Annotated in this window: 19 protein-coding genes; 7 read left to right on the forward strand and 12 right to left on the reverse strand. The window is 61.4% G+C overall.

Features of this window, described 5'->3' with window-relative positions; genetic code table 11:
• Positions 1-115: 115 nt before the first annotated feature.
• The 9 genes from hflC to MLC59_RS01510 form a co-directional block, all read right to left on the reverse strand.
• Complete coding sequence (gene hflC, locus MLC59_RS01470; protein ID WP_248230262.1) at positions 116-994, reverse strand: protease modulator HflC; 879 nt, start codon at positions 992-994, stop codon at positions 116-118.
• 2 nt (positions 995-996) lie between these two features.
• Positions 997-2,217, reverse strand: a complete 1,221-nt coding sequence (gene hflK / locus MLC59_RS01475) for an FtsH protease activity modulator HflK (protein ID WP_248230263.1) — start codon at positions 2,215-2,217, stop codon at positions 997-999.
• 95 nt (positions 2,218-2,312) lie between these two features.
• Positions 2,313-3,629 (reverse strand): ribosome rescue GTPase HflX, encoded by a 1,317-nt coding sequence (gene hflX / locus MLC59_RS01480; RefSeq protein ID WP_248230264.1) that lies wholly within the window; start codon positions 3,627-3,629, stop codon positions 2,313-2,315.
• A gap of 157 nt (positions 3,630-3,786) precedes the next feature.
• Positions 3,787-4,038, reverse strand: a complete 252-nt coding sequence (hfq, locus tag MLC59_RS01485; protein WP_248230265.1) for an RNA chaperone Hfq — start codon at positions 4,036-4,038, stop codon at positions 3,787-3,789.
• 158 nt (positions 4,039-4,196) lie between these two features.
• Complete coding sequence (gene miaA, locus MLC59_RS01490; RefSeq protein WP_248230266.1) at positions 4,197-5,204, reverse strand: tRNA (adenosine(37)-N6)-dimethylallyltransferase MiaA; 1,008 nt, start codon at positions 5,202-5,204, stop codon at positions 4,197-4,199.
• Positions 5,204-7,129: a DNA mismatch repair endonuclease MutL gene (gene mutL, locus MLC59_RS01495; RefSeq protein ID WP_248230267.1), complete on the reverse strand. Its 1,926-nt coding sequence runs from the start codon at positions 7,127-7,129 to the stop codon at positions 5,204-5,206. The genes miaA and mutL overlap by 1 nt, the downstream gene beginning before the upstream one ends.
• 88 nt (positions 7,130-7,217) lie before the next feature.
• Positions 7,218-8,582 (reverse strand): N-acetylmuramoyl-L-alanine amidase, encoded by a 1,365-nt coding sequence (locus tag MLC59_RS01500; protein ID WP_427901686.1) that lies wholly within the window; start codon positions 8,580-8,582, stop codon positions 7,218-7,220.
• A 10-nt stretch (positions 8,583-8,592) separates the two neighbouring features.
• On the reverse strand, positions 8,593-9,123 hold the full coding sequence (gene tsaE / locus MLC59_RS01505) for a tRNA (adenosine(37)-N6)-threonylcarbamoyltransferase complex ATPase subunit type 1 TsaE (RefSeq protein ID WP_248230268.1): 531 nt from the start codon (positions 9,121-9,123) through the stop codon (positions 8,593-8,595).
• The gene (locus tag MLC59_RS01510) at positions 9,116-10,702 is read right to left on the reverse strand and encodes an NAD(P)H-hydrate dehydratase (RefSeq protein WP_248230269.1); all 1,587 of its coding nucleotides are present in this window, start codon (positions 10,700-10,702) and stop codon (positions 9,116-9,118) included. Before MLC59_RS01510 ends, tsaE begins: the two co-directional genes overlap by 8 nt.
• Positions 10,703-10,819: 117 nt before the next feature.
• Here MLC59_RS01510 and queG point away from each other — a divergent pair, with 117 nt between their 5' ends.
• Positions 10,820-11,875: a tRNA epoxyqueuosine(34) reductase QueG gene (gene queG, locus MLC59_RS01515; protein WP_248230270.1), complete on the forward strand. Its 1,056-nt coding sequence runs from the start codon at positions 10,820-10,822 to the stop codon at positions 11,873-11,875.
• A 63-nt stretch (positions 11,876-11,938) separates the two neighbouring features.
• Positions 11,939-12,955, forward strand: coding sequence for a nucleoid-associated protein (locus MLC59_RS01520; RefSeq protein WP_248230271.1), 1,017 nt, complete (start codon positions 11,939-11,941; stop codon positions 12,953-12,955).
• Between the two features lie 132 nt (positions 12,956-13,087).
• Here the strand turns inward: MLC59_RS01520 and trmH are convergent, their stop codons facing one another.
• Positions 13,088-13,795 carry a tRNA (guanosine(18)-2'-O)-methyltransferase TrmH gene (trmH, locus tag MLC59_RS01525; RefSeq protein ID WP_248230272.1) on the reverse strand — a complete coding sequence of 236 codons (708 nt, stop codon included), beginning with the start codon at positions 13,793-13,795 and terminating at the stop codon, positions 13,088-13,090.
• A 162-nt stretch (positions 13,796-13,957) separates the two neighbouring features.
• On the opposite strand from trmH, the gene miaB reads away from it, so the two are divergent.
• The 5 genes from miaB (at position 13,958) to lnt (ending at position 19,311) form a co-directional block, all read left to right on the forward strand.
• On the forward strand, positions 13,958-15,304 hold the full coding sequence (gene miaB, locus MLC59_RS01530) for a tRNA (N6-isopentenyl adenosine(37)-C2)-methylthiotransferase MiaB (RefSeq protein WP_248230273.1): 1,347 nt from the start codon (positions 13,958-13,960) through the stop codon (positions 15,302-15,304).
• A 192-nt stretch (positions 15,305-15,496) separates the two neighbouring features.
• A complete protein-coding gene (locus MLC59_RS01535; protein ID WP_248230274.1) occupies positions 15,497-16,477 on the forward strand; it encodes a PhoH family protein in 981 nt (326 codons plus the stop codon).
• A complete protein-coding gene (ybeY, locus tag MLC59_RS01540; RefSeq protein WP_248230276.1) occupies positions 16,474-16,947 on the forward strand; it encodes an rRNA maturation RNase YbeY in 474 nt (157 codons plus the stop codon). Before MLC59_RS01535 ends, ybeY begins: the two co-directional genes overlap by 4 nt.
• Complete coding sequence (locus tag MLC59_RS01545; RefSeq protein WP_248230277.1) at positions 16,944-17,792, forward strand: CorC family transporter; 849 nt, start codon at positions 16,944-16,946, stop codon at positions 17,790-17,792. The genes ybeY and MLC59_RS01545 overlap by 4 nt, the downstream gene beginning before the upstream one ends.
• Entirely contained in the window at positions 17,782-19,311 is a 1,530-nt protein-coding gene (lnt, locus tag MLC59_RS01550; protein ID WP_248230278.1) for an apolipoprotein N-acyltransferase, read from the forward strand. Before MLC59_RS01545 ends, lnt begins: the two co-directional genes overlap by 11 nt.
• 23 nt (positions 19,312-19,334) lie before the next feature.
• Here lnt and recJ read toward each other — a convergent pair whose 3' ends face one another.
• Both recJ and thrC read right to left on the reverse strand, forming a co-directional pair.
• Positions 19,335-21,068, reverse strand: a complete 1,734-nt coding sequence (gene recJ / locus MLC59_RS01555; protein WP_248230279.1) for a single-stranded-DNA-specific exonuclease RecJ — start codon at positions 21,066-21,068, stop codon at positions 19,335-19,337.
• Between the two features lie 42 nt (positions 21,069-21,110).
• Complete coding sequence (gene thrC / locus MLC59_RS01560) at positions 21,111-22,511, reverse strand: threonine synthase (protein WP_248230280.1); 1,401 nt, start codon at positions 22,509-22,511, stop codon at positions 21,111-21,113.
• Positions 22,512-22,517: the final 6 nt, after the last annotated feature.

The raw sequence follows: 22,517 nt of genomic DNA on the forward strand, positions 1-22,517 counted from the left end.
GGCAACATTCACCCAAAACCCGGCGAATTCTACACCTTTGCCGGCCACAAAAAAACCGGGCCTCCGCGGTCGCTGCCGAAGAGGTCCGGTTTGGTCTGCCAGGCGCTACCGTGGATCAGTCCAGCTGGGGGTTGGACTCCTTGAAGTAGCGCAGGAACTGGCTGTCGCTGTCGATGACCATCACATCGTCCTTGCCGGAGAAGGTCTTCTGATAGGCTTCCAGGCTGCGATACAGGCGATAGAACTCAGGGTCACTGCCGTAGGCATTGGCGTATATCCTGGCGGCTTCACCATCACCCTCACCGCGGGTTTCTTCCGCAGTCGCAAAGGCTTCGGCGAGTGTCACTGTCCGTTGGCGATCCGCGTCAGCCCGGATACCCTCAGCCAGCTCACGGCCCCGTGACCGGAATTCCTGGGCCAGCTTCTCACGCTCGGTGGCCATGCGACGGTAGACGTTCTCACTCACCGACTGGGGCAGTTCGATAGCCTTGACCCGGATATCCAGTACCTCGATACCGAAAGCTTCACGCACCCGCTCGTTGACGCGGGAACGCAAGGTCTCCATCAGCTCATCCCGCTGTCCGGACACCACCTCGTGCATGGTACGAACACCGAATTCATCACGCAGGCCATTGTCGATACGCGACAACAGCAGGGACTGGGCCCGGAGCTCGTCACCACCAGTCGCACGGTAGTACTCATCCACATCCCGGATGCGCCAGGCCACGTAGGAGTCCACATCCAGCGGTTTTTTCTCGATGGTCAGATACTGCTTGGCGGGAAGGTCCGTAGTCAGCACCCGGATATCAAACTCCCGGACCTGGTCCACCACCGGCACCTTGAAATGCAGGCCGGCAGGAACGTCGGTTTCGATCAGTTCACCGAACCGCAGCACCACGCCCCGGTGGGTCTCCGGGATGATAAATACGCTGGACAGAACCAGCAGGATAACAACGAGGGCCCCTGCAAGGCCCGCTATGCTTTTAGGCCCCATGATTATCGACTCCTCCGGCTGTTATTCAGTTCCTGGCGGTTGCGCAACTCCTCAATGACCCTGTCAGTCAGGGCCTGGATGCTCTGCTCGTCCTGTCGCTGGCTGCTGTCCTGGGATGCAGATCCGCCGGAACCACTGGTGCTGCTACCCTGATTGCCGAACATGCGATCGAGGGGCAGGTACATCATGTTGCCGGTGCTCGCCGTGTCCACCAGTACCTTGGTGGTATTGGAGTAGACGTTCTCCAGTGCCTGCAGATACATGCGCTCACGGGTCACTTCCGGCGCACTCTGATAGACCGACAGCAATTCCGTGAAACGGGCCGTTTCACCGCGGGCGCGCTCGATCACCTCATCCCGGTAGGCATTGGCCTCTTCGATCAGACGCTGGGCGCGACCGCGAGCTTCCGGTACCACGCGGTTACGGTAGGTTTCGGCCTCTTCCTTGAAGCGCTGCTCATCCTCGCGGGCACGCTGTACTTCCCGGAAGGCATCCTGCACCGCTTCCGGTGGCTGGGTGCTTTCTACGTTTACCTGGACAATTTCCAGACCGGTGCCGTAATCGGCAAGGAATCTCTGGAGGCGCTGTTCAACACGGATGGCCAGTTCGGCGCGTCCCTCAGTCAGCACATCATCCAGCACCGAGCTGCCCACTTCGTGGCGCAACGCGCTGTCGGTGGCAAAGGCCAGGGCCTGGTTGGAGTCCCTTACGTTGAGCACATAGGCCTGGGCATCAGATACCCGATACTGTACCTGCAGGTCCACACTGACGATGTTTTCATCTTCAGTCAGCATCTGGCCCTGGGACTCAGCATTACGCACGTTGGTGACACGTACCTTGGTCGCCTGCTCCACCAGCGGCAGCTTGAAACGCAGACCCGGGTTCTCTGTGCGGTGGTATTCCCCGAAACGGAGGACGACGGCCCGCTCCTGTTCGTCGACGGTATAGAACGACTGAAAGACGACGTAGCCCACCACGATAATGGCACCAAGGGCAAAGACAGCACCAAGTCCGGCACCGCTGCCCTTGCCACCGGAGCCACCGCCAGAGCCACCAGAGCGGTTACCACCCTTGCCGCCCAGCATTCGGTTGAGCTTGTCCAGCCCTTTTTTCAGGGCCTCATCCAGGTCAGGGGGCCCCTGGTCATTGCCGCCGCGACCACCGCCACCGGTACCCCAGGGGTCGTTGTCGTTGCGATTTCCACCCGGTTCATTCCAGGCCATAGGTCTCTCCGTCTATGCGTTTAAAGCGTTACGAATGGCTGCAAATACTAGGGATTTATACCTGCCCCGGCAATAGCCAACGCTGTTTTCACAGGCTACAGGCCCGAATCCTGTGATCCGGGTGCTTCTACCCTGACCTGGTCTGCCGAAAAACCGGCGCGACTGAGCAGCTGGAACCAGTCGCGGCTCTGCAGCCGGACTTCTACGGCCACGTCGCCATTGTCCAGGTAGTCCTCCCGAATCACGGAGCCCGCCTCATGCAACAGGGCGCGCAACTTGCCATCCGCCGGACCCAGCACCACACGCTGGTGAAGCAGGTCTTCGGCAAGGCGCTCGACAATGGCGTCGAACAGCAGGTCCATGCCCTGGCCAGCCTGCGCAGATACCCAGACCCGCACCGGTATGCCCTCTTCGTTGCGCTCGACCCGTGGCGAGAAGTTTTCAAGCAGGTCAATCTTGTTGAACACCTGGAGGAAGGGCACTTCATCGGCACCGATTTCATGGAGCACGCTTTCAACCTGCTCCATGTTCTCTTCCCGGCGGTCATCATGGCAATCCACCACGTGCAGCAGCAGGGAGGCCTGGACCGTTTCTTCCAGGGTCGCGCGGAATGCTTCCACCAGCTTGTGCGGGAGGTGACGAATAAAGCCCACCGTGTCGGCAATAACGACAGGGCCAATGTCAGGAAGTTCCAGCCGCCTCAGTGTTGGGTCCAGGGTCGCGAACAGCTGGTCTGCCGCGTAGACGCCGGACTCGGTGATGCGGTTGAACAGGGTAGACTTGCCAGCATTGGTGTAACCCACCAGTGAAACAGTCGGAATATCGGCCTTCTTGCGGGCACGCCGGCCCTGGTCACGCTGCCGGCGCACTTTCTCCAGCCGCTTGTGGATGGCCTTGATGCGCTCACGCAACAGGCGCCGGTCAGTCTCCAGCTGGGTTTCCCCCGGACCACGCAGACCGATACCGCCCTTCTGCCGCTCCAGGTGGGTCCAACCCCTTACCAGGCGCGTGGACATGTGTTCCAGCTGGGCAAGCTCTACCTGCAGCTTGCCCTCGTGGGTGCGGGCCCGCTGGGCGAAGATATCGAGGATGACACCGGTGCGGTCCAGCACCCGGCATTTCAGTTCCCGCTCAACATTCCGCTCCTGGCTGGGGCTGAGGGCGTGATTGAACAGCACCACATCAGCCTCACAGGCAGCGGCCATGTCACGGATTTGTTCCAGCTTGCCTTCCCCGACAAACAATCGCGGGCTGGGCTGGTTACGGGAACCGGTAACTTCTGCGACCGGCTCAACACCGGCCGATGCCACCAGTTCCCGGAATTCCCCAAGGTCTTCCATGGCGCTGCCATGGGAGCTGAATTCGATATGAACAAGCACGGCCCGTTCACCGACATCAGGACGCTCAAACAATCAGTCTTTCTCCCGTCTCTGCAGACAGCCCCGGTGATGAACTACCGCCACGACCGAAGCACGATGTTACTGGCTGAAAATGTAAAAACCCGCACAGCCTGAACCAGCATCACCTGGTCAGCCTGTGCGGGCCTGACGACAAAACCCCGGGGTGCTGTCAGTCTTCCGATTCAATTTCTCCGGCCGGGTTCTGCTGGGGAATGCGGACATTCCGGGCAGGCACAACGGTGGAAATTGCATGCTTGTAGACCATCTGGCTGACGGTGTTCTTCAGCAGGATGACAAACTGGTCGAAGGACTCAACCTGGCCCTGAAGCTTGATACCGTTGACCAGGAAGATGGAAACCGGGATACGCTCCTTGCGCAGCGCGTTGAGGTAAGGGTCTTGTAGAGAGTGCCCTTTTGACATGTTAATTCTCCTGTATTTTTCTGATAGTGCAGATCGTCGTTGTGTTATAGCCGCAAAACCCACCAGCATTAATCAATGCCACGTCAGCAGCCAATCGGGACCGGATATCTCCAGCGAAGTTCCCGGTGAACCTCCGGCAAAGCCTGAAGCCCTGATCCTCAGCGCCCCGCATTCAATGTGGTGTGAGATTCGAGTTTTTTCAAGGCAATGGCGAGATTTTCCCCGGCATCCATCTCGAGCCAGGTCACATCCTGCCACTTTCGTAACCAGGTCAGCTGACGCTTGGCCAGTTGACGGGTGGCGGCGATGCCCCGCTCCGCCATGTCCTCGTACTCCCCCTCGCCGGCCAGCCAGGACCACACCTGGCGATAGCCCACGCACCGCATGGAAGGCATTTCCGGCGTCAGGTCACCGCGGGCCATCAGGCCGCGCACTTCCTCAACAAATCCCTGTTCCAGCATGGCCAGGAAGCGGGTCCGGATCCGATCATGGAGCTGCTGTCGCTCTGGTGGTGCCAGGGCAAACTGGACCACAGTATACGGCAGCCGGTGGGCGGCGTCTGCCTGCCAGTTGGTCGAATACGGGTAATCCTTGATATTTTCCCCACTCTGCCAGAACGACGAGATAGGCCGCCCGGTCAGCCGATAGACTTCCATTGCCCTCAGCAGTCGCTGGCGGTTATTGGGGTGCACCAGCCCGGCCGCGACCGGGTCCACTTCTTCCAGTTGTCGATGAAGGACGTCCCATCCCTGGCGGGCTGCCAGTTGTTCCAACTCCTGCCGAACACCGGGACTGGCGGCAGGCAGGTCTCCCATGCCCTGTAACAGCGCCTTGAAATACATCATGGTGCCGCCCACCAGCAAGGGTATGCGGCCAGCGCGGACAATTTCGTCCATCTCACGCAGGGCGTCCCTGCGAAAATCTGCCGCTGAGTAGGTCTCCGCCGGGTCACAGATGTCGATCAGCCGATGGGGCGCCCTGGCCAGTTCGTCTGCGGAAGGCTTCGCCGTTCCGATGTCCATGCCACGGTAAATCATGGCGGAATCGACACTGATGATGTCGCAGGGCAAATGTTCACACAGCTCGATTGCCAGGTCCGTCTTGCCGGAGGCCGTGGGCCCCATGAGCAGGATGGCCAGGGGCAGCTGACGGGATGTCGCAGTCATCAGCGCCCCCGCAGGAACAACTTGTCCAGCTCGGGCAGGGTTACCAGGGTCCAGGTAGGCCTGCCATGGTTGCACTGACCGCTACGCTCGGTGGCTTCCATGTCCCGCAACAGCGCGTTCATCTCGGGAATGGTCAGCTGGCGATTGGCCCGCACCGAACCATGGCAAGCCATGGTGCCGAGCAACTCATGGGTCTGGGCTTCCACCCGGTCGCTCTGGCCGTGTGCAATCAGGTCTGCCAGTACATCCCGCAACAACTGCTCGGCGTCGGCACCACGCAACAGCGCCGGCAGTTGCCTTACCGCCAGGGTCTCCGGGCCTATGCGTTCGACAACCAGCCCGAGCGTCGCCAGGTCGCCGGCACACTCGTCCGCCAATGCCGCCTCTTTCTGGCTGACCGCCACGGAAACCGGTACCAGCAATGGCTGACTGGTCAGGTCCTGTGCGTCCAGGGCTCGCTTCATCCGCTCATAGGTAATGCGTTCGTGGGCGGCGTGCATGTCCACAATAATCATGCCCTGACGGCTCTGGGCCAGGATATAGATACCGTGCAGCTGGGCGATGGCGTAACCAAGGGGCGGCTCGCCATGCTCCCCCTCTTCCGGGGCCGTGCCGCCCATGGCCGGGGTGGGCTGGGCCTGGGGGTAGGCTCTCGGCTGCGACTGGCCCGGGTCGCCTTCGGGTCCTGCAGGGCCCCCGCCTTCACTGAGCGAACGGTAGAAGGCCATCTGGTCCCGGGATTCCCAGGGCGACCGAAGGTGGCTGCCGGTTTGCCAGGCCCCGCTGCCCGCTCCGCCAGCACCCGAAACCCCGGTCGTCCCGGGTGCATCACCTGGCGCCTGCATGGCAACTGGCCGGGAATCACCGGCACCAGCCTCACGACCCAGGGACTGGGCGACGGCGCCGCGGAAGTGGTCGTCCGGTCGTACGTCGGCCAGCGCCCGATGGAGGGTGCGGAAGATGAAGTCATGGACCAGGCGCCCATCCCGGAAACGAACCTCATGCTTGGTGGGGTGCACGTTGACGTCCACGTTAGCGGGGTCCAGTTCCAGGTAAAGCACGAAGGCCGGATGCCGGTTGTTATAAAGCACATCACGATAGGCCTGTCGCACCGCATGGGCGACCAGGCGGTCGCGTATCACCCGGCCATTGACGAAGAAATACTGCAGGTCTGCCTGGCTGCGGGAAAAGGTAGGCAGGGCGACCCACCCCCTGAGCCGCAGGCCAGTGGCTTCGGCGTCAATGATCACCGCATTGTCGATGAATTTCTGGCCACAGAGCGAACCGATGCGACGCTCGTGGTCCAGGTCACTCTCTGCAGGCCTGAGGCTATGCACCACTTTCTGGTTATGGCGCAGGGTAAAACCCGTATCAAACCGGCCCAGGGCCTGGCGACGCAGCACTTCTTCCACATGGCCAAACTCGGTCTTCTCGGTGCGCAGGAATTTGCGCCGGGCCGGTGTATTGAAGAACAGGTCCCGCACTTCCACGGTCGTGCCCACCGGATGGGCGGCCGGAGAAACCCGGGCGTCCATATCGCGCCCTTCCACCTCCACCCGGCTGGCCGCCTCCTGCTCTACCGTTCGTGAGGTGAGTGTGAGCCGGGATACGGAGCTGATGCTGGCCAGCGCTTCGCCACGGAACCCCAGCGATGCCACCGCTTCGAGGTCATCCAGGGTGGCGATCTTGCTGGTGGCGTGACGGCTCAGTGCCAGGGGCAGTTCTCCTTCCGGGATACCGGCACCATCATCCCGCACCCGGATCAGGCGAACGCCACCCTGCTCCACCTCCACGTCGATACGACGGGCGCCGGCATCCAGGGCATTTTCAACCAGTTCCTTGAGTACCGAGGCGGGACGTTCGACGACCTCCCCAGCCGCAATCTGGTTGGCCAGCCGGGGGGTCAGCTGCTTGATGGAAGGCATTGAGGGATGGGTCTCCGGCAAACAATGAATGACAAAACGGATCGCCGGATGATAACAGATTCATCGGGGCGTCAACCGCCCCGATTGTTCACGATCTGGGAATCTGCAGGGTCTGCCCTACCATGACCACATCGTCGGTCAGGCCGTTGGCCCGCTTGATGGCTTCAACACTGACCTGGTTACGACGGGCAACGGCCGACAGGGTGTCACCCCGCTGCACCCGGTATTCACTGGCCACGGCTCCACCCTGCTGACGTTTCTGCCAGGCCAGCAGGGTGCCAGGTGGCGGCAGGGTGTTGAAGTACTCGTCGATGCCGTCAACGACGGCACGGGCAACCTTGTCCTGGTGGGCGGAGCTGAGCAGGTTTTTCTCCTCCTGGGGGTTGGAGATAAAGCCGGCCTCCACCAGGATCGAAGGAATATCAGGGGATTTGAGTACTGCGAAGGCAGCCTGCTCCACACCGGACTTGTGCAGCCGGGTGACATTGCCCAGCTTTTTGAGGACATAGTCGCCCACGCCAACACTGGCGTTGATACTGGCCGTCATGGACAGGTCCAGCAGAACGCCGGCAAGTACATCGTCCTTGTCGCCGAGGGTGACTCCGCCTTCGCCACCGATCAGGTCAGAACGGTTCTCGCTGCGGGCCAGCCAGCGGGCAGTTTCACTGGTTGCCCCTCGCTGGGACAGCGCAAACACCGATGCCCCCCTGGGCTGGGGGCTGTGGAAGGCATCGGCATGGACTGACACAAAAAGATCCGCCTTGTGCTTCCTCGCCAGCAGCGTACGACGACGCAAGTCGATAAAGTAGTCACCGGTGCGGGTCAGCCGGGCTTCATAGCCCGGCTTGCTATCGATCAGTTTTTCCAGGCGACGGGCCAGGGCAAGAACCACGTCTTTTTCCCGGGTCCCGGAAGGCCCGATAGCCCCCGGATCCTCGCCACCATGGCCGGCGTCAATCACCACGATGATATCCCGTTTGCTGCCAGTGTCCTCCCGGACGATGGGGCGGGTCATATCATTGAGGGACTCCCGGTCTTCCTCGATAAGGTCGATGACCAGCCGGTGACCGTATTGCTGGTTGGGCTCAAGCTGGAAACTTCGCGGCTTGATGTCCTTGCCCAGGTCAAGGACCACCCGCAGGTCGTCGCCGTTGCGGGACGCGCTGCGAATCCGGCGCACCGGGCTGTTCGTAAGGTCCAGCTGATCCAGCCGGGCCTTGAGGCTGGCGTCTTTCATATCAATCACCAGCCGGGCCGGGTTCTCCAGTGAGAAGATGGTGTGTTCCACGGGTGAACGGGTATCGAACACCAGCCGGGTATGATCCGGCGCGGGCCAGATACGGGCTCCCTCCACCTCGGTGGCGGCCCTGGCCGGAATGGCCGCGAGCACCATGGCAAGGAGTGGCACTATCGCTCTGAGCCAGGGACTTGTAACGAATTTTGTTGCTGTCATACGCGGGCCCTCAATCCTGGTCCGTCTTTGTTTGCGACCGCATGGTTTCAGCGGTAAAACCCCTTTGTTCTGTCAGGCGGTGCAGTAGCACCCTGCCCGTATCGCTGCGGGCCTGAAAGGCCAGCGAGCGACCACCCCGCTCCGGCGTCAGGGTCAGTTCAAGGTCCGGCACGGGAAGGATACCCTCCCCACGCTCTGGCCACTCCACCAGGCAGGCATTGCCAGGGGCCAGGTAATCCCGGATGCCCATGAATTCCAGTTCTTCCGGATCGCCCAGTCGATAGAGATCAAAGTGCCAGGTGGCTGGCTGCAACTGCTCATAGGGTTCCACCAGCGTATAGGTCGGGCTTTTTACTGCCCCCTGGTGCCCCAGCCCCTGAATGAAACCACGGCTGAATGTGGTCTTGCCGGCACCCAGGGTGCCATGGAGAAAGATAACAACCCCTTCAGCAGATGCGACCGACCTGACCGCATTTGCAAGACTTTTACCAGCTGCGACAGTAGCTGCCTCATCCGCCAGCCAGACGGTCTGTTCAGTCATCCGATACCTCCCCGGTGGCGACCCTGGCTTCTTCGACACGGGTTTCAGCCGCGCCGAGCACACCTGGCAACGCATCGATCACGTCCATCGGCAACAGGCCGCGAGAGCCCTTGCTGCGGGAGGCGCTGTCCGCTGCGGCCAGGTGGAGGGACGCTCCCAGCACCACTCCGTCAGCCAACGACAGGGCACCCGACCTGGTGGCCTGTGCCATGAATGCCCCCAGAATACCGGACAGAACATCTCCCATTCCCCCGGTGGCCATGCCGGGGTTGGCTCCGGCAACCAGAACCGGCAGCTGATCCGGGGCTGCAACCAGGGTGCCGGCACCCTTTAACAATGCCAGGCCGCCAAACCGTTGTTGCAGTGAGCGCACTGCAGCGAGCCGGTCTGCCTCGATCTCGGCAACGGAGCAGGATAACAACCGGGCTGCCTCGCCGGGATGGGGCGTAATGACCTGCTCGTCCGAGACCACCGGCATCCGGTGCGCCATCAGATTCAGGGCATCGGCATCCAGCAAACGGGGTTTGCCGGCCTCAAGCACCTGCTGCAGCATCTGTTCCCCCCAGGCAAACTGCCCCAAACCCGGACCGCACACCACCACATCGGCCTTCTCGAGAAGCGGCGCAAGCTCATTACCATGCACAACTCCGCGAACCATCAACGACGGACACCGGGACAAGGCGGGGGCAACGTGCTCCGGACGGGTAGCCAGGCTGACCAGCCCTGCACCGCTGCGGGCCGCTGCCTCAGCCGCCAGCAACCCGGCACCGCCAAACCCCCGGTCACCAGCCACCACGAGCACATGTCCGAAGACACCCTTGTGGGCTGAACGGGAAAGTGGTGGCAGCCATTCCCGGCACCGGCTCCAGCCCGCTAACGAAGCCACTGCTTCAACCGGGAAGTCAGCCGGGGCCCGCTCGGCACCCAGGGTGTCATGGATAACCGTGCCGGCGAAATGAGGCCCCTCGCCCGTCAACAGGCCCAGCTTCTGGCCAATAAAGGTAACCGTAACATCAGCCTTGACTGCGTCGCCCTCTGCCACACCGCGACTGGCATCCAGCCCGGAGGGAACATCCACCGCCAGCACCGGACAGCCGCTGGCATTGACCTGGCGAACCACTTCGTCGAAGGGTGCCCTGGGTTGACCCCGCACACCGGTTCCCAGCATGGCATCCACCACAACCGGCGATCCGTCGAAAAGCCGAATGCGTTCGTCTCCTGCGACGGCCTGCCACTGGCGGATGGCCACGCCAGCCTGTTCAGCATCCCGCCAGGCCCGACGGGCATCACCGGACAGTTTTTGCGGATCCGCAACGGCGATACAGTCAACCGCAAGCCCCTGGCGCAGGGCATTGAGGGCCACCAGGTAACCGTCGCCACCATTATTGCCCGCTCCGCACAGCACCAGTACAGAGGCTGCGTCCGGCCAGTGCCGCATCAGTTGGCGGAACGCGGCGCGGGCGGCTTTCTGCATCAGCCCGTAGCCGTCAACGCCCTGATCTTCAATAAGAAATCGGTCGAGGGCCTGCACGCCATCTGCAGTGAAGAGTGATTCTGTTAAGCTGTGGGTTGTCGGCATAACGGGCCAGAACCTGTCAGGTTTCAAGAATCCAGTTTAACTGTTTTTGCCAGCTTCCTGTTAAGCATAGCAAAATTCAGCCATAGACCACACTTTAACCAATAGTAACTCCGATCCATGACCTCTGCACTTGAAGAATTCCCCGCCCGTATCCGCGAATGGGCCCGGGAACTGGGTTTCAGCGATATCGGCATCACCCGGCCGGATACCGGCGTGCACGCCCAGCGATTACAGCAATGGCTGGAACAGGGCCTGCAGGGAGAGATGGAATGGATGGGCCATCACGGCGACAAGCGCTATTCACCGACCTCCCTGGTGCCCGGCACGGAAAGAATCATCTCCGTTCGCATGGACTACCGCAACGCGCCGGACAACCCGCAGCAGGTCCTGCAAGACCCGGAGAAGGCCTACGTTACCCGCTACGCCCTGGGCCGGGATTACCACAAGCTGATCCGCAAGCGCCTGACCCACCTGGCCAAGCGCATTGACTCGGAATTGCACGGGTTTGACTACCGGGCCTTTACTGACAGCGCCCCGGTGATGGAAAAGGCCCTGGCCCAGCGGGCCGGCCTGGGCTGGATCGGCAAGAACACCCTGGTGCTGAACCCCAAAGCCGGCTCGTATTTTTTCCTGGGCGAAATTTTTACCTCTGCCCCGTTGCCGGTCACACCAGCTTTCGAGAAAGATCATTGCGGAAGCTGCACCGCCTGTCTGGACACCTGCCCTACCAACGCCTTTGCCGGACCCTACGTGCTCGATGCCCGCCGATGCATCAGCTATCTGACCATCGAGCTGAAAGGCTCCATACCCGAAGACTTGCGTCCTTTGATGGGCAACCGGGTATTTGGCTGCGACGACTGCCAACTGGCCTGCCCCTGGAACCGCTTCAGCAAGCCGACACAGGAAGAGGATTTCAGCCCCAGGCACAACCTGGATAACAGCACCCTGGCTGAACTGTTCCGCTGGACCGAAGACGAGTTCCTCAAGCGCACCGAGGGTTCCGCCATTCGACGCACCGGCTATGAAGGCTGGCTGCGTAACCTCGCAGTGGGCCTGGGTAATGCACCGTCCACCATCCCGGTGGTTGAGGCCCTGAAATCAAGGGCCGACCACCCCTCGGAACTGGTCCGCGAACACGTTCACTGGGCCCTGGCCCGCCACGGCATCGAATAGACCGGCCATCCGTGGCAAAATCCGCCCTCACTTCCCGGAATCATCAGCAGGAACCTCCGCACCATGGCCATCAAGCACCTGAGAACCGCCTTTGCCAGCCAGTACCAGCCCGGACAGCCTGCCAGGCTGCAAACCGGCGAACCCTTGCAGGAGCCCGGTGGCGACTACGAGATACTGCACAAGCAGATGAAACGGCTGTTCAACAGCAAGCCGGGCAAGAAATACGGGCGCTTCTCCGAGGATATCGGCGAAAGTCCGTTCAGTGCCTGGCTCAAGGACTACATGGAAGAAAAGCAGACGTTCGCCTCCCTCACCGACCGGCTGTTCGGCCAGTTCAAGGAATTGCTCGATAGCGCCCAGGAGGAGTTCTCCGGTCACCTCATGCTGGTCCACGAGGCCCTGGCCGATGGCGAAGTGGCCTACCTGTTGGTACTGGAGAGCGACAGCGCCATGCGCTTTGACAGCAACCAGGCCCTGGATGCCACCGACGTACTCAGCCTGTCGCGGCTTAACCTGGCACTGCGGATTGAACTGGACGACTGGCTGGGCGACAACGGCAGTGACAATCACCTGACCCTGGTCCATGGCCGTGGCACGGGCGAAGGCGGCGACCTGTTTATCCGCCTGTGTGGGTTCACCAACCAGGTGGATGTGGAAAAGGAAACCGTTACCTTCCTGGACGCGGTGGAAGCCTTCGCCAAGTCTGCGGAACCAGAGAAAGCCGGCGAGGTGCGGGCAAAGGCCTACGAATTCTGCAAGGAACAGCACGCCCTGGGCGAGCCGGTAGAAATCGGCGCGCTTTCAGGCTACCTGGACGAAAGCCAGCCCGAGCGCTTCCGGGAATTTGCCTCACAGAATGCCGAGGTTCCCGAAAGCGGTGTACTCCACCCGGATCACCGCAAGGTCAAGAAACTGGTCCGCATCGCCGGCTCCGGCGGCGGCATGAGCCTGTCGTTCTCGTCGGACCTGGTCAACCAGGCGGTGTACTACGACCGTGACAAGGACGCCCTCACCATCACCCGCCTGCCCAAGGCATTGCGGGAGCAATTGCAGCGCTATCTCCAGGATCGGGAAGTCTGAAAAGACCGGTTTAGCCACGGAATCCACGGAAAACACGGAAGAAAAGATCAAATAAAATGGCTGCTTTTATTTTCCGTGTGGTTCCGTGGATTCCGTGGCAGATTCTTCCGGCTTTTTCAGCGAATTCTATGGCTAACCTTCGATAAGCTCGGGATGCCGCTGCTTGCGCACCTCGTTCATCCACCCCACCCCGTCAATCAGCTCCCCGGTTTCCGGGTCAATGGGCGGGTACGCCAGGTTACGGTCGTCGCAGTAGCGTTTGACCGTGGGCTGGCACCACTGAAACAGCAGGCGCATGTAGTCCTCATCCGGCAGCCGTCGCTGGTCGAACATACCCGCCAGCTTCCGCTGCCGCTGGGCCTCGGCCAGGATAATCGCGCAGGCGGAGGATACGTTCAGGGACTCCACCATGCCCATCATGGGTATGATGATATGTTCGTCAGCCTGGTCTGACGCCCCTGCGCTGACACCATCCACCTCATTACCCATGATGACGGTGCAGGGTACGGTATAGTCCACCTCCCGATAGTCCACCGCCCGGTCGGACAGCTGCGCTGCGTAGAGCTTGTGCCCGCTGGCCTTCAGTGAGGCAACCGCCTCGTCCATGGTCGGATGGGTATGGGTACGCACCCAGTTGTAACTTCCACCAGCGGTCTTGCGGAACGCCCTGAAGCCCTCCTTTGGCCACACCACATGCATATTGGCCAGCCCGAAGGCGTCGCAGGAACGGATAATGGCGGACAGGTTACGGGGCTTGTGGACCTGGTCGGTCAGTACACTTATATCGGGTTGGCGGGTAGCCAGGATCTGCTTGATACGGGCGAGGCGTTCGGGAGTCATGGTCAATTCTTCGACAACAATCGGAAAACGCCGAAGTTTACCATAACCGCATGGCAACTAACCGAGACTATGGTGGTTGATAAGTGGCCAGGCCGTTATAATACGCGGTCCAGTTCTGCCAGCGTCCCGCAGGCGCCGAATTCACCAGGTTAGTTGAGACCCATGGCCAAGAAGCTTTTCATCAAGACCCACGGCTGCCAGATGAACGAGTACGACTCTGCCCGCATGGCAGACCTGCTCAAAACCGGCGAAGCAGTGGAAATGACCGACACCCCGGAAGACGCCGACATCCTGCTGCTGAACACCTGTTCCATCCGGGAAAAGGCCCAGGAAAAGGTCTTTCACCAACTCGGCCGCTGGAAGGGTCTCAAAAAACACAAGCCGGAACTGATCATCGGCGTCGGCGGCTGCGTCGCCAGCCAGGAAGGCCAGGCGATCATTGACCGGGCACCCTACGTGGACATGGTGTTCGGCCCCCAGACCCTGCACCGCCTGCCAGACATGATCACCGAAATCCGCACCAAGGGTGACGGCGTGGGCGTGGTGGATGTCAGCTTCCCGGAAATCGAGAAGTTCGACAACCTGCCCGAGCCCGGCGCCGACGGCCCCTCTGCCTTCGTGTCGATCATGGAAGGCTGCAGCAAGTACTGCACCTTCTGTGTGGTGCCCTACACCCGTGGCGAGGAAGTCAGCCGACCGGTGGACGACGTCATCGTGGAAGTCGCCCACCTGGCCAGCCAGGGCGTGCGGGAAGTGAACCTGCTGGGCCAGAACGTCAACGCCTACCGGGGCGAAACCCACGACGGCGACACCATGGACCTGGCGGAACTGATCGAGGTTATCGCCACCATCGACGGCATCGACCGCATCCGCTACACCACCTCACACCCGGTGGAGTTCTCCGATGCGCTGATCGACGTCTACGAACGCGTGCCGGAACTGGTCAGCCACCTGCACCTGCCGGTACAGAGCGGCTCCGACCGCATCCTGGCGGCCATGAAGCGCGGCCACACGGCCCTGGAGTACAAATCCAAGCTGCGCCGCCTACGCAAGATCCGTCCGGATATCAGCTTCTCATCCGACTTCATCATCGGCTTCCCCGGGGAGACCGAGAAAGACTTCGAGGACACCATGAAGCTGATCAACGACATCGGCTTCGACGTCTCCTTCAGTTTCGTCTACAGCGCCCGCCCCGGCACCCCCGCGGCCGACCTGCCGGACGACACCCCGATGGACGTCAAGAAACAGCGCCTGGCCATCCTCCAGCAGCGCATTAACCAGCAGGCCATGGACATCAGCCGAAAGATGGTGGGTACCACCCAGCGCATCCTCGTCACCGGCCTGTCCAAGAAAGACCCGGGCGAATACGCCGGCCGTACCGAGAACAACCGCATCGTCAATTTCCGCCACGACAATCCCGAGGTGGTGGGCAACTTTATTGATGTGGAAATCAAGGAAGCGTTACCGAATTCCCTTCGCGGTATCCCGGTCAACGCGGAGCTATACTGAGGGGCAATAAGGCCAAACGTCCGACCGGTCGTGCTGCGGAGTTATAAGTGAGATTCGCACTACCGCTGGAAAGGCCGTGGGGTGGGGAGGCTTTTCTGCAGGAAAAAGGTGTCTGAGCGAAGCGAGTTCTTTTTCCGAAAGAAAAGCCTCCCCGCCCCGCGGCCCAACCCCCAAACCGAAACAGAGGAAAGATTGACTACAACCACCGAAGCAAGACAATTTGATTTGAGCCCGGCCGACCAGCGCCGGCTAACCGTCCTGTGCGGCCAGTTTGACGAACACCTCAAACACATCGAACGGCGCATGAACGTACGCATCGGCCGCCGGGGACACCACTTCCGCATCGAAGGCGCCCCGGAAAACGCCACCGCCGCCACCGAAGTCATCCGCCACCTCTACCGGGAAACCGAAGCCACCGACGACATCAGCCCGGAAACCGTCCACCTGTTCATCCGGGAATCCGGCTTCGAGCGCATGCCCGAAGCCTCCGAATGGGACGGCAACCAGATCGTCATCAAGACACCCAAGCTCCAGGCCCGGCCCAGAGGCAAGAACCAGCAGAAGTACGTTCATAACATCCGCAACCACGACGTCAACTTCGGCATTGGCCCCGCCGGTACCGGCAAGACCTGGCTGGCCGTGGCCTGCGCCGTGGAAGCCCTGAAAGACGAGCAGGTCAAACGCATCCTGCTGGTACGCCCTGCGGTAGAGGCAGGCGAGAAACTGGGCTTCCTGCCCGGCGACCTGGCCCAGAAGGTAGACCCCTACCTGCGCCCGCTGTACGACGCCCTCTACGAAATGCTGGGCTTTGAACAGGTGACCCGCCTGATCGAGAAAAGCGTGATCGAGATCGCACCACTGGCCTTCATGCGCGGACGCACACTGAACAACTCGTTCATCATCCTTGACGAGAGCCAGAACACCACCCGCGAGCAGATGAAAATGTTCCTGACCCGTATCGGCTTTGGGTCCACCGCTGTCATCACCGGTGACACCACCCAGGTGGACCTGCCACGAGGCCAGAACTCCGGGCTCATCCATGCTGCCAGCGTACTCAGCAAGGTATCCGGCATCGGCTTTACCCGTTTCGAGTCCGCCGACGTGGTCCGCCACCCGCTGGTACAGCGCATCGTGGAAGCCTACGACGACTTCGGTGATGGCGACGCGGTATGAGCCAGCTGACCGTTGATATCCAGCGGATTATCGAAGACGACACCCTGCCTGGCGATAACGACCTCATTCGCTGGGCACGGGCCGGCTGGCAGCAGGACCATGACTCCGAAGTCACCCTGCGCCTGGTGGACGAGGACGAGAGCCGGGAACTGAATCATCAGTACCGGGGCAAGGACAAGCCCACCAACGTGCTGTCCTTCCCATTTGAGGCGCCAGCCGGTATAACAGTGCCTCTGGCCGGTGACCTGGTGATCTGCGCACCGGTGGTGGCACGGGAAGCCGCCGAACAGGGCAAGACACCCGAAGCACACTGGGCCCATATGATCATCCACGGCATGTTGCATCTCCAGGGCTATGACCATATTGACGATGCTGATGCCGGGGTTATGGAAGCCCTGGAAATCCGGTTGCTGGCCGACCTTGGCTATAACAACCCCTACGAGACAGAGGAATCGGAACCACACTCATGAGCGACGATCAGTCGAGTCGCGGCCAGGACCGAAAGTCCTGGCTGGAGCGAATATCCCAGGCTTTCTCCAGCGAGCCTGAGTCCGTCGAGGACGTGCTGGAGATTCTTCGTGATGCCGAAGAACACAATATTATCGACACCGATGCCATGAGCATCATCGAAGGCGCCATGCAGGTAATTGACATGCGCGTCGACGAAATCATGATTCCCCGCTCCCAGATGGTCACCGTGAAGGCCTCCCAGGAACCCAAGGCCTTCCTCAAGGAAATCATCGATTCTGCCCACAGCCGCTTCCCCGTCATCGGCGACAGCCAGGACGACGTGATCGGTGTGCTGCTGGCCAAGGACCTGCTGCCCCTCGCCCTGAACAACGACCTGCACTGGAACCGGATTCGCGAAATCCTGCGACCGCCCACCTTCGTACCCGAAAGCAAGCGCCTCAACCAGCTGCTCAAGGAGTTCAAGGAGACCCGCAACCACATGGCCATCGTGGTGGACGAGTATGGCGGCACAGCCGGCCTGATCACCATCGAGGACGTGCTGGAACAGATTGTTGGCGAGATTGAGGACGAGCACGACTTCGATGAGGAAACCAACATCAAGCCCCACGGCGACGGCTCCTGGGCCGTGAAGGCCGTGACCTCCGTCGAAGACTTCAATGAATTCTTCGGCACCGACATGGACGAACAGGAGTTCGACACCATCGGCGGCATTGTGCTCAAGGAGTTCGGCCACCTGCCCCGCCGGGGCGAAACCATCAGCTTCTACGGCTTTACCTTCACCATTGCCAACGCCGACAACCGGGTCATCCGGTTACTGCAGGTGACCCGCGACGATGTTGAGTAACCCGCTGGCCCACGCACCCCGCTGGGCCGGGGCACTGGTCTTACTGGTTGCCGGTGGCTTGCAGACGCTGACCCTGTCACCCTGGGAATGGTGGTGGCTGGGGCCGGTATCGGTTGCCCTGATTCTTGCCGTTACCCTGTTCCAGCCTGGCCGGCAGCTGTTCCTGTCGGGCTGGCTGACCGGACTTGGCCTGTTCGCATCCGGTGTCACCTGGATCTACATCAGCATCAGCGAGCACGGCAACACCTCCATTCCCGTGGCGGTACTGCTGATGACGCTCTTCGTGGCCGGCCTGGCGCTGGTGCACGGCATTGCCTTCTGGGGCTGGGGCAAACTGGCGAAGGAGAGCCAGGTTCGCCGGCTGATCCTGTTTCCGGCGGTGTGGGTGCTGGCGGACTGGATTCGCGGCTGGTTACTCACCGGCTTTCCCTGGCTCTATCTGGGCACCGCCCACGTGGACGGCCCCCTGGCAGGCTGGGCACCACTGGCCGGCGTTCATGGCATCACCCTGATCATCACCGGCACCGGTGCTGCACTCTACGGACTCTGCAGCCTCATCCGCAGTCGCAGAAACGCCCCTGCCGCCATCCTGGCTGTGTGCACACTGGCGCTCTGGCTGGCCGGCCCGGCCCTGAACCGCTTCCCCTGGACCGAGGTCAGCAACAAGCCTCTGACCTTTGCGACCATGCAGGGCAACATCCCCCAGCAGATCAAGTGGGATCCGGATTTTCTCCGGGACCAGCTAATGGTGTACCTGGGCTTGACCGAAGAGGACTGGGACCGGGACATTATCCTGTGGCCGGAAACCGCCATCCCCATCACCCAGGACCAGGCCGGGCCGATCATCGAGCATATCCATTCAAAGCTTGGCGAGCAGAGCGTCCTGATCAGCGGCATCCCCTGGTACACCTACAGCACCGACCGGGAGGACTACACCTACCATAACTCCATTATGGCCATCGGTAATGACGGGAACGGTGTCTACCACAAGCAGAAGCTGGTGCCTTTTGGCGAGTACGTGCCACTGGAACAGTGGCTGCGGGGTATTATCGGGTTCTTTGACCTGCCCATGTCCAGCTTCAGCCCCGGTCCGAAATACCAGCAACCGCTGGTAGCCGGCGATGCCAGGCTGATGCCCGCCATCTGTTATGAAGTGGCCTACCCGGACTTCGTGGCCATGAACGCACGCCGGGGCAACCTGCTGGTAACCATCAGTAATGATGGCTGGTTCGGGGACTCTATCGGCCCCCACCAGCACCTGCAGATGGCCAGGATGCGCGCCCTGGAGACCGGGCGCTATATGCTGCGGGGCACCAACAATGGTGTAACGGCGGTGATTGACAACAAAGGTCAGGTCCGTGGCGATATTCCCCAGTTCGAACGGGAAGTACTCAACGGCGAGCTGCGCACCGTCAGTGGCCACACCCCCTTCATGCTGACCGGCTCCTGGCCGGTGCTGACCCTGGTGGCCATCCTGGTCGTTTTCGTGAGAGAGCGGGTGATTCCCAAGAACCGTTGACGATCGAAACGGAACCCGGCTGGTTAGCGGCTGGGTTCCAGGTAGTCGATCAGAAGCTGCAGGCTGGTGCGCCCGCGAAAGGTGTTGGCGTCCGGCTTGTACACCACCCGGGCGCCACAACGGGTAAAGTCCGGTACTTCCGGGCCGGTGTTGAACGCAATGCCGTCGACTGCCACCTTCCCGTCCACCGGTTGCAGTACCAGCTTCAGATGGTTTTCCCCCACAATCCGCTGGCTGATGACCCGGAACTCGCCATCGAACAGGGGTTCTGGAAAATGCTGGCCCCAGGGACCGGCTTTTTTCAGCAGGTTCGCAGTTTCAAGATTCATTTCCGACGGGCTCAGCGGCCCATCCGTTACAATCGCGGCCTCCAGGTCCTCCGCTGTCAGCGTATCGCGCACCGCCTGGTCAAAGGCCTGGCTGAAGTGCTCCAGCGCCTCCCGCTCGATAGTCATTCCCGCAGCCATGGCATGCCCGCCAAACTTCTTCAGTAACCCCGGGTGTCGGGTATCCACCACCGCCAGGGCATCGCGAATATGGAGACCGGGAATCGACCGGGCCGAGCCCTTGATATGCACCCCGTCATCATCCGGTGCGAAGGCAATCGTAGGCCGGTGAGTCTGCTCGCGGATCCGCGCAGCAAGGATACCGATTACCCCCTGGTGCCAGTCCGGATCGAACAGCGCCAGCCCCCAGGGCAGCCCTTCCAGGTCCAGGGACATCGAGGCCAGCAGCTCCTGGGCCTGGGCCTTCATTTCCCGTTCGATGGTCCGGCGCTCCCGGTTAAAGCTGTCCAGCTCGCTGGCCAGGCGCCTTGCTTCCTCGGGATTGTCTGCCAGCAGGCACGCGATCCCGACGCTCATATCGTCCAGCCGGCCAGCCGCATTCAGGCGGGGACCCACCACAAAGCCAAGGTCGGTAGAGCTGATCGCAGTATGGTCACGGCCGGCCACCTCCAGCAAGGCAAGGATACCCGGCCGCGCCAGGCCCTGGCGGATTCGCCGCAAACCCTGCTCCACGAAGATCCGGTTATTGTGATCCAGGGGTACCACGTCTGCGACGGTACCCAGGGCCACCAGGTCCAGCAGGCTCCCGAGGTTCGGCTCCGGACTTGGCAACCGGCCGGCCTCCCTCAGGTACTTTCTCAGTGCCGTGAGCACATAGAACATGACGCCGACACCGGCAGCGTTCTTACTCAGAAACGGACACCCTGGCTGATTGGGGTTAACGATGGCATCGGCGTCCGGAAGGCCCTCACCGGCCAGGTGGTGATCCGTGACCACCACCTTCATGCCTGCGGCCCGGGCCGCAGCAACACCCTCGTGGGCGGAAATGCCGTTATCGACGGTGACGAGAAGGTCGGGAGCCGCACCCTCCTCGAGCAGTCGCTCGATGATACCGGGGGTCAGGCCATAGCCATCGGCGAAGCGGCTGGGTACGCGGAAATCCACGTTACCCAGACCGAGCATGGACAGCCCCAGCATGGCAACCGCGGTACTGGTAGCGCCATCGGCGTCAAAGTCACCGAGAATCAGTACCGATTGCTGGTGCTCGATGGCCTCGGCGAGCAATGCGACGGCACGGTCGATACCTCTGAGGTCCATGGGCGAAGCGAGGTGCTTCAGGGTATAGGCCAGTTCATCGTCGGAGGTCACACCCCGAACGGCATAGAGACGGCGGAGCAAGGGAGGCAAGTCCCGCCCCCAGTCTGTCACGGTTGACGGACCTGGGCGTCGCAGGATTTTTCTGGGGGTCATAGAAACTCCGGGCGCCCTGATAGGGCGCCCCAATTACTCAGGTCAGGCATGCTTCCAGTGCTTGGCCATGAAGTCCTGAACGTCGGTCAGGTTGTTACCCAGCACGGTGTAACGCTCTTCCCGATCGAACAGATCCGCCATATGGGCCGGCAGCTGCGGCTTGACTGTCAGACCCGCCTCGGCAATCGCATCCGGGAACTTGGCCGGGTGCGCGGTACCCAGGGTGATCATGGGCACGGCCGGGTCACGGCGGCAGCTGCGGGCAGCTTTAACGCCGATCGCGGTGTGGGGATCGAGCAGGTACTCGTTCTCGTCGTAGACCTGGCGAATCGTCTCACAGGTCGCCTTGTCGTCAACCGCATCACTGTCGAACAGCTTGCGGGCATGGCGCCAGCGGTAATCCTCGATACTGACCGGGCCCTTGGCAGCATTCTCGAGCAGCAGTTTCACGGCCGCGCCGTCGCGACCGTGCAGGTCAAACAGCAGGCGCTCGAAGTTGCTGGATACCATGATATCCATGCTCGGGGACAAGGTGTGTTCAAGCTGGTGCTGTTCATAGCGGTTGCCGCTCATGAACCGGTGCAGGATGTCATTGCGGTTGGTAGCAATCACCAGCTGGGAGATGGGTAGCCCCATCTTCTTCGCCAGGTAGCCCGCGAAGATATCACCGAAGTTACCGGTAGGTACCGAGAACGCCATTGAGCGATCCGGGCCGCCCAGGGACAGGGACGCCTGGAAGTAGTAAACGATCTGGGCCATGATCCGCGCCCAGTTGATGGAGTTCACCGCCGCCAGCCGCGCCTTGCCGCCCAGAAAGGACTGGTCGCCGAAGCTGGCTTTCACCATGCGCTGGCAGTCGTCGAAGTTGCCCTCGATGGCCAGGTTATGGATGTTGTCGCCGGGGACCGTCGTCATCTGACGGCGCTGCACTTCCGAGACCCGCTGGTGCGGGTGGAGAATGAAGATGTCCACATGCTCGCAGCGACGACAACCCTCGATGGCCGCTGAACCGGTGTCACCGGACGTGGCGCCCATAATCACGGCGTGTTCGTTTCGCTTTTCCAGCACGTAGTCCAGCAAACGCCCCAACAGCTGAAGGGCGAAGTCCTTGAACGCCAGTGTCGGCCCCCGGAACAGCTCCAGCACCCATTCATTGGCATCCAGCTGCACCAGTGGCGCGACCGCGTTGTGGGCGAACACGTCGTAGGTTTCGTCCAGCATTTTCCGGAAATCGTCTTCCGGAATGGCATCGTCCACGAACGGGTACATGATCTTGAAGGCCAGTTCGCTGTACGGCAGGCCGCGCCAGCTGCGGATCTCCTCAAGGCTGAAATGAGGAAGGGACTCGGGTACGTAAAGCCCGCCGTCAGTGGCGAGGCCGGTCAGCAGGACATCCTCGAAGCCCAGCGCGGGTGCTTCACCCCGTGTACTGATGTATCTCACGTGCTT

The organism is Marinobacter bryozoorum, from assembly GCF_023156245.1.
Classification (GTDB): domain Bacteria; phylum Pseudomonadota; class Gammaproteobacteria; order Pseudomonadales; family Oleiphilaceae; genus Marinobacter; species Marinobacter bryozoorum.

Bases quoted from the DNA above. Each gene is read 5' to 3' on its own strand.
- hflC (WP_248230262.1), bottom strand. From the start codon at position 994: ATGGGGCCTAAAAGCATAGCGGGCCTTGCAGGGGCCCTCGTTGTTATC.
- hflK (WP_248230263.1), bottom strand. From the start codon at position 2,217: ATGGCCTGGAATGAACCGGGTGGAAATCGCAACGACAACGACCCCTGG.
- hfq (WP_248230265.1), bottom strand. From the start codon at position 4,038: ATGTCAAAAGGGCACTCTCTACAAGACCCTTACCTCAACGCGCTGCGC.
- miaA (WP_248230266.1), bottom strand. From the start codon at position 5,204: ATGACTGCGACATCCCGTCAGCTGCCCCTGGCCATCCTGCTCATGGGG.
- mutL (WP_248230267.1), bottom strand. From the start codon at position 7,129: ATGCCTTCCATCAAGCAGCTGACCCCCCGGCTGGCCAACCAGATTGCG.
- MLC59_RS01500 (WP_427901686.1), bottom strand. From the start codon at position 8,582: ATGACAGCAACAAAATTCGTTACAAGTCCCTGGCTCAGAGCGATAGTG.
- tsaE (WP_248230268.1), bottom strand. From the start codon at position 9,123: ATGACTGAACAGACCGTCTGGCTGGCGGATGAGGCAGCTACTGTCGCA.
- MLC59_RS01510 (WP_248230269.1), bottom strand. From the start codon at position 10,702: ATGCCGACAACCCACAGCTTAACAGAATCACTCTTCACTGCAGATGGC.
- queG (WP_248230270.1), top strand. From the start codon at position 10,820: ATGACCTCTGCACTTGAAGAATTCCCCGCCCGTATCCGCGAATGGGCC.
- MLC59_RS01520 (WP_248230271.1), top strand. From the start codon at position 11,939: ATGGCCATCAAGCACCTGAGAACCGCCTTTGCCAGCCAGTACCAGCCC.
- trmH (WP_248230272.1), bottom strand. From the start codon at position 13,795: ATGACTCCCGAACGCCTCGCCCGTATCAAGCAGATCCTGGCTACCCGC.
- miaB (WP_248230273.1), top strand. From the start codon at position 13,958: ATGGCCAAGAAGCTTTTCATCAAGACCCACGGCTGCCAGATGAACGAG.
- ybeY (WP_248230276.1), top strand. From the start codon at position 16,474: ATGAGCCAGCTGACCGTTGATATCCAGCGGATTATCGAAGACGACACC.
- MLC59_RS01545 (WP_248230277.1), top strand. From the start codon at position 16,944: ATGAGCGACGATCAGTCGAGTCGCGGCCAGGACCGAAAGTCCTGGCTG.
- lnt (WP_248230278.1), top strand. From the start codon at position 17,782: ATGTTGAGTAACCCGCTGGCCCACGCACCCCGCTGGGCCGGGGCACTG.
- recJ (WP_248230279.1), bottom strand. From the start codon at position 21,068: ATGACCCCCAGAAAAATCCTGCGACGCCCAGGTCCGTCAACCGTGACA.